Annotated in this window: 5 protein-coding genes and 1 pseudogene; 1 reads left to right on the top strand and 5 read right to left on the bottom strand. The window is 54.1% G+C overall.

Annotated elements, in window-relative coordinates; genetic code table 11:
- Positions 1-205: 205 nt before the first annotated feature.
- The 5 genes from AAAC48_RS17790 to AAAC48_RS17770 all read right to left on the bottom strand — a co-directional run bounded on the left by AAAC48_RS17790 (position 206) and on the right by AAAC48_RS17770 (position 3,667).
- Entirely contained in the window at positions 206-1,264 is a 1,059-nt protein-coding gene (locus AAAC48_RS17790; RefSeq protein ID WP_340655462.1) for an AbrB family transcriptional regulator, read from the bottom strand.
- A complete protein-coding gene (locus AAAC48_RS17785; protein ID WP_340655461.1) occupies positions 1,261-2,427 on the bottom strand; it encodes a pyridoxal phosphate-dependent aminotransferase in 1,167 nt (388 codons plus the stop codon). Before AAAC48_RS17785 ends, AAAC48_RS17790 begins: the two co-directional genes overlap by 4 nt.
- 164 nt (positions 2,428-2,591) lie before the next feature.
- Positions 2,592-2,996: a large conductance mechanosensitive channel protein MscL gene (gene mscL, locus AAAC48_RS17780; protein ID WP_340655460.1), complete on the bottom strand. Its 405-nt coding sequence runs from the start codon at positions 2,994-2,996 to the stop codon at positions 2,592-2,594.
- Positions 2,997-3,142: 146 nt separating this feature from the next.
- Positions 3,143-3,265 (bottom strand): LuxR C-terminal-related transcriptional regulator, encoded by a 123-nt coding sequence (locus tag AAAC48_RS17775; RefSeq protein WP_340655459.1) that lies wholly within the window; start codon positions 3,263-3,265, stop codon positions 3,143-3,145.
- Between the two features lie 33 nt (positions 3,266-3,298).
- A complete protein-coding gene (locus AAAC48_RS17770) occupies positions 3,299-3,667 on the bottom strand; it encodes a response regulator (protein ID WP_340655458.1) in 369 nt (122 codons plus the stop codon).
- 320 nt (positions 3,668-3,987) lie between these two features.
- Here AAAC48_RS17770 and AAAC48_RS17765 point away from each other — a divergent pair.
- Positions 3,988-4,195, top strand: a pseudogene (locus AAAC48_RS17765) (prolyl aminopeptidase); the annotation flags it as partial.

Below are 4,195 nucleotides of genomic sequence, written 5' to 3'. Positions count from 1 at the left end.
CTTCCATTCGAACGAACTCGTTGTTGAGCTGAAGGACGCTTTGGTTGAAGTCTGGACCGCGCTCGGCATTCCATTTTCCAAGGAGAGTGCTCCGGCGATCGAGACAAGCGAACGGGTTGTGACGCTCGCTGTATCCAAGGCCGGCGGCTGACTTTCCGCCCTTTTGCCTGAATTTTGCAACCGGCGTTTCAGTGAGACGCCGGTTTTAGTTTGTCGTGTTGTCGCCGCGTGACCAGCGAGCGAGAAACGGCACCGAGAAGGCAATCATCAAGAAGCGTACCACATGATGCGAGGCAACGTAGGATGGATCGACGCCGAGCGAAAAGGCTATCACGGTCAAAGCCTCCAGCGCGCCGGGAGCAAAGGCAAGCGCGATTTGCGCCGGATGGATATCAAGCAAATACCAGACCATGAAGGCCGCGAAAAACGAGGCGACTGTTCCGATGACGAAAGCACACAGTGCCGCCGGTAAGAAACGCAGCAGCTGCGTCCTGTGTTCTTTACCGACGCGCGAGCCGATCAGGACACCAAGCACGATCAAGCCAATATCCGCGATCGAGCGCGGCACCACCGCGCTGACGATGGATGTGGCGTGCAACGATGCGCTGGCCACGAGCGCCCCAAGCATCATACCGCCTGGAACGCGGCTGAAATGACCAAGGAGCGCGCCGCCCACACCGCAGGCGAGCAAAATCAACGCTTCCCGCACGGTCCAATCATAGTTCATTTCCACGACCACATGCGGTGCACTCTTGGCGATGATGGCGAGAAGCGGTGCCAGAAAACCGATCAACAACAACAGCCGAACGCACTGGATCACGGTGATCTTGACCATATTCGCCTTGGTCCCCATCGCGGCGACGAGTACAAACGACAATGCACCCGGCAGGGATGAAAACAATGCTGTCGGTCCATCCCACCCAAAGCCTTTGCGCAACATCAGATAGGTGAGCCCAGTAACCAGGACGAGCGCAACGAACAGCATCATGAAGCTGACCGGCCACGAGATCATCTGATCGATGGTGTCGGGAGAAACCCCCGAACCAGCCTGAATGCCGAGCGTGAAGAACACAAAAACCCGCAGCCAATCTGGCAAATGGATGCGAATGCCGGAAAGCGACGCCGCGGTGACCGCGATTGTCGAGCCAAGCAAAAAAGGAATGGGCAAACCGACCAGCCGGGCAATCAATGCGCCTGTAGCTGAGATGAACAATGAAAGGATAGTGGCCTGGGTATTGTTGAGATGTATGAAGTTTGACGTCAACGTTTCCTGATCCAGTCTGCGAGGCGATCTGCTGCCTCCTCGACCTGATCTAACCGTCTGGCAAAACAGAGCCGCAGGAAGGCCGCGCCACCATCCCCAAAAGCAGTCCCGGGCGCAAGACCAACTTTCGCCTGGTCAACAATATCGAAAGCCGCGCGATAGGAATCCGTAATGCCGTCAATTCCGAAAAGCAGATAGAAGGCACCAGCGGGCGGTGACAGCCGCACCCTGCCCGTCGCCGCAAGCTTCGCACAGAGAATGTCTCGTGCCTTATGGGCTCGCTCCACCTGCATGCGGATAAAATCATCGCCCTGTTCAAGAGCTGCAACTGCGCCACGCTGCATGAACTGTGCGACGCCGGACGTCGAATACTGGATGAGATTTTCGATGGTCTTGCCAAGCGATGGATGTACGGTCATCCAGCCGACGCGCCAGCCGGTCATCGCCCAATTCTTGGAGAAGCTATTGACGAAGATAATGCGCTCGGCCGGATCCATAATATCGAGGAACGACGGGGCACGGCGTGCGCCATAGTAGAAATGGGCATAAATTTCATCAGCAATAATCCACAGCCCGTGATGGCGGGCGATGGTGAGAATTTCCTTGAGCGTATCAATATCAGCAGTCCAGCCGGATGGATTGGAAGGCGTGTTTATGAACAGCGCCTTTGTCCTTGGCGTGATGGCATCGCGTATTTTCTGCGGATCGAGGCCCCAGCCATTGCCGGTGAAGTCCTGCGTAACCGGCACCGGCGTTGCTCCGGCAATACCGGCAGCTGCAGCGAAATTTGGCCAGGCGGGTGAGAGGTAGACAACTTCATCACCAGCGCCCGCAGTGGCTTGAATGGCCAATTGGATCGACTGCATGCCAGAGCCAGTTACATAGAAATGTTCGACAGGCAGATTTGCGTTGAAGTGGCGCTTGTAATAATCAGCAAGTGCCTGGCGCAATTCCGGTATACCGGCCTGCCAGGTGTAGAATGTCTCTCCATTGGCAAGACCAGTGCTCGCCGCATTGCGGATAAAGTCCGGCGTCGGCAGATCGCCCTCACCGGCCCAAAGCGGAATCACACCGTCCTGCAGCCGGCCATGATTCATGACGGCAACGATACCGCTTTCTGGCGCGACAGCAGCTTCGTGGCGCAAATGCTCGATCAGGCCCATTCGGATTCTCCATAGTCATCAATCCGCAGACCTATAACAATGAATTCTGATTATCACGTGGATATTTGTGATGTTCCCATCATTGCAAATGATGGTCTACTGACACGAAGCTGACAAAAGAGCCCCAACTTATGGCCGGGGCTGGCAACGCAATGACCTTGGTCTCAGCGCTTGGCGAGCAGGTCGCGGATCTCGGTGAGCAAGATCTCTTCCTTTTTCGGAGCAGGCTCCACGGCGGCTTCCTTTTGCTTGAAGCGGTTCATTGCCTTGACGACGATGAACAGCACCCATGCGATGATCAGGAAGTTGATGAGAAGCGTGACGAAGTTGCCATAAGCGATCGTTGCACCGGCTTCCCGGGCAGCAGTCAACGTTGGAGCGGGCGCGCCCGAAAGCTGGATATACAGGTTGGAAAAATCGATGCCGCCTGTCAGCAGGCCAATGATGGGCATGAAGATATCAGCCACAATCGACTCAACCAGTTTGCCGAAAGCACCACCGATGATCACACCGATGGCGAGGTCAACCATGTTTCCTTTCAAGGCAAATTCTTTGAATTCCTTCAGCATGATATACCACTCTCCAGTATTTGTGTGTTAATGCAACTTACTGTCCTCGGCGAGGCTGTCCCAAGCACCGCCGGACAGTAGCAGAAGTTTTGTGAATATTAACTAAAAGTTTGATTGTTCTACCGGTTTTAAGGATTGCATGGCGTCTATGTTGCAATGCCATTGACGTGAAGGTCTACTTGAACCGAAGCGTAGAGCACAGCAGATACATGCGCCTTGATGGTTGCCTTGGAAACGTTAAGCTCGTGTGCGATCTGCTTGTTCAGCATGCCATCTGCCATCATGCCGAGGACCCGGGCCTGTTACGGCGTCAACCTGCGCATGCACCGGATCAGCTCCACCATTTCGGGATCGAGTTCGACTTCTTCATTGGCAATCAACGGCGACCAGATTTCTCCATCAAGAATGGCGCTGACTGCGTCCCTGATCTGATCGGGGCTGGCAGATTTTGAGATAAAGCCTGATGCACCCAGCTCCAGTGCAGCGCGGATCGTGACTGGAGCATCGGTCGCAGAGACGATCACGATCGGAATCAAAGGCTGCAATGCGCGCAAGCTGATAAGACCGGTAAGTCCGCCTATGCCATTCAGGGATAGGTCCAGAAGTACAAGATCTATATCCGTTGACGAATGGATAAATGCCTTTGCACTTTCCAGATCACCGATCTCCACAATGCTACATTGTTTTTCGGCGAGGAAAGCGCGAGTTTCAGCGCTCCCCCGAACAAGGAATGATCATCGACAATTACATATCTGTATTTCATTGTTTGAAAGTACCCATGTGCTGTAATTTCAGCGGTCGTAATCCAAAAGCCGTAATGCTAATGATTAAATCGAACTGGACTGATATATCAAGAACAACTTGGCGCACGTCAACGTTTCAAATTGCGCGAGACTTTCCTTCGACCAGAGCCTAGCCCGTTCAATTGCCTTGGCAAAACCTCATTCCCGAGCGATATTCGCCCTGGGGATTATTTATGAAAGTGGGACGCATGATTACAAATATTCTTTACCCTGAGACCCAACCTTCCACGCAGCAGATGCTTCAAGTGTCTGAACTGCATAGTATTCATGTGGAGGAATGCGGCAATCCGGAAGGCAAGCCGGTGATCATGCTTCATGGGGGCCCAGGGGGCGGGATCAATCCGACGATGAGGCGGCTCCATGACCCGGAGCGCTACCGCATCATCCTGTTCGACC

Origin of the sequence: Phyllobacterium sp., from assembly GCF_037994405.1 — a bacterium.
Classification (GTDB): Bacteria; Pseudomonadota; Alphaproteobacteria; order Rhizobiales; family Rhizobiaceae; genus Phyllobacterium.
The sequence above is the reverse complement of the archived record's forward strand: the minus strand, read 5'-3'. Positions and strand labels throughout refer to the sequence as shown.

What these genes read in the sequence shown, in the direction of transcription:
- AAAC48_RS17785 (WP_340655461.1), bottom strand. Translation starts at nt 2,427, where the DNA reads ATGGGCCTGATCGAGCATTTGCGCCACGAAGCTGCTGTCGCGCCAGAA.
- mscL (WP_340655460.1), bottom strand. Translation starts at nt 2,996, where the DNA reads ATGCTGAAGGAATTCAAAGAATTTGCCTTGAAAGGAAACATGGTTGAC.
- AAAC48_RS17775 (WP_340655459.1), bottom strand. Translation starts at nt 3,265, where the DNA reads ATGCTGAACAAGCAGATCGCACACGAGCTTAACGTTTCCAAGGCAACC.